The organism is Moorena sp. SIO3I6 (genome assembly GCF_010672095.1).
The window spans coordinates 1-2109 of record NZ_JAAHHU010000840.1 but is presented as its reverse complement, the minus strand read 5'-3'; the positions used below and the strand labels follow the sequence as shown (position 1 = coordinate 2109).

Below are 2109 nucleotides of genomic sequence, written 5' to 3'. Positions count from 1 at the left end.
AGTAGCCCCTGTTGCTATTGACTTTTTAGGTTTTGTAGTCGTTGAATTCGCTGTCGGATTACCGTAGCTTTAGCCAGATCCCCACGATTTTCTTGAAGTAAAGCCAGATGAAAGAGTGCTTCGTAGGAATTCGGTTTCAGGTAAACCGCTTTCTGGAAGCATTGCTCAGCCTGCTCGTCATTGCCCAAGGCCTGATGGACTTCTCCGAGTAACACATAAGCCTCAGCACTAGTCAAATTTTGACTTAGGTAAGTTTGGCACAGTGTCACCGCTTCCTCCAAATTTCCTTGATTAGCTAATCTCCTAGCTTTTTCAAGCAAGGATTCTTGTCCCTTTTCAAGCTCCCTTTGTAAGCAGGATTGTTTGATTCCTTTAGACTGTCGATTAACCAGAGCAGAGGGGGAAGATGATCTTGTTTGGTATTCCTGGTCTTGCTCCTGGTCCTGGTTTTGCCCTTGTATTGGATAGAGAGAATGGATCAGCGTCACTGGGGACTTATGACTCGGGAGTGACGATGAGGTTTCCCAATTTCTCCTGCGCCCCTGTTGAGAGTTCCTGGTCTGGGGTTGTCTAAGATCTTTCACCTTCTGATAGGCAAAAGCAAAGGGATAGCGAACTGACACAAATCGATTGGTAGTTCTTACTCCTGTTTCAGCAGACCCCACAAACAGCAAACCTTTAGGCATTAATAAGCGATCTAAGAGTTCTATAGCACGGAACCGGGAAGATTTATCCAAATAAATCAATAAATTGCGGCAGAATATAATGTCATAGTTGTTCTGAGCCAAGCCCAAGGGGTCTAGAATATTACCATGCTTAAAATTAACGGTATTGCGCACCAACTGACATAATTCATAACCATCTGCTGTTTGCTTAAAATAGCGTTTTTGTTGCTGTAGTTGGTTGCCCCGAAAGGAATTCCTGCTGTAGAGAGCACGTCGAGCTTTGTGCAATGCTTCCTTGCTGATATCAATAGCATCGACTCGAAACTGATTAGGAGTCAAACCCGCATCCAGCAAGGTCATAGCAATGGAGTAAGGTTCTTCTCCTGTAGAACAGGGTATACTTAATATCCGCAGGATGGGGTAGTTGGGGTTGGGCAACCACTCAGATATGACGTAACGACTCAGAAACCCAAAGGGTTTTCTGTCCCGGAAAAACCAAGTCTCTAAGACAACGACCGTTTCAATCAGTGATTCGAGTTCTTGAGGTGAGGTTTGCAGTTGTTGCAGATACGTTTGCTGATCCGGTAAGCCACAAGCCAATCGTCTGGTTTCTATCGCTCTAGCAATCTGCCTAGAACCAATAGTACTGCCATCCAAACCGATTTTCTTTCTTAGTAAAGCCTCAATAGTCGCCTGAATCATTACTATTAGTTAGTTAGTTGTTAGTTAATTGGTAGTTTTTAATTTTCTGCTCCAGGTAATAAGTATATCTGTTGGGACTCCGATAACAAATACTCTAGCCGAATTCGTTGGATCATGCCTTTTTCATCCATAATCATTTCTCCTAAATAAGGAGCGTCATTTATTTTTACTCCGGCATCGACCCACTCAGTATCTGGTTTGTTTAAGGTTTCTGTGATTCTTTCTGACATCAAACCGATGCAGTAATGAGTATTATTTTTGGCAATATAATTGACCATTATAATCCGTGTGCTTAAGTGGGAGCAGCTGGGAGTACCTTGAATTAAATGGCACAGATCGATGACTGGCACAATTGCACCTCGGTAGTTAAACAAACCAGCCACATAGTCAGGAGCTTGGTGTATTTTTCGGAGGTTGACTCTGGGAATTACCTCCACGACCTGAGAACTATCCAGGGCATAAAGGTCATTTCCTACATAAAAAATCAACATTAACATCGGTTAATTGATGGGAAAATTAGTGGGAATTGATATAACGATATTTAACATCATTTAGCCTCTAAATTTCTGAGTGCTCAAACCCCTAATTAGCTTTTATACCAATCCTAAATGAATTGGGTGCGGCTCTTTTAGGAAGACTAAGGATAAAGTCTTAGACAGTTATCGGAAGAGTAGTGGGAGCAGTAGTAGAGCAACGAGCATAAAGGAGTCGTTTCATCAAAGGAACACCATCAAGATACAAA

2 protein-coding genes are annotated in these 2109 nt (G+C 42.3%); both read right to left on the bottom strand.

All coding sequences use genetic code 11. The features are described from left to right. Positions 1-14: 14 nt before the first annotated feature. A complete protein-coding gene (locus F6K49_RS43400) occupies positions 15-1367 on the bottom strand; it encodes a CheR family methyltransferase (RefSeq protein ID WP_293107882.1) in 1353 nt (450 codons plus the stop codon). Positions 1368-1405: 38 nt separating this feature from the next. Next, positions 1406-1864: a chemotaxis protein CheW gene (locus tag F6K49_RS43395; RefSeq protein WP_366510686.1), complete on the bottom strand. Its 459-nt coding sequence runs from the start codon at positions 1862-1864 to the stop codon at positions 1406-1408. Between the last annotated feature and the right edge of the window lie 245 nt (positions 1865-2109).

Excerpts from the sequence above, each read along its gene's own strand:
- F6K49_RS43400 (WP_293107882.1), bottom strand. The coding sequence starts at position 1,367 with ATGATTCAGGCGACTATTGAGGCTTTACTAAGAAAGAAAATCGGTTTG.
- F6K49_RS43395 (WP_366510686.1), bottom strand. The coding sequence starts at position 1,864 with ATGTTAATGTTGATTTTTTATGTAGGAAATGACCTTTATGCCCTGGAT.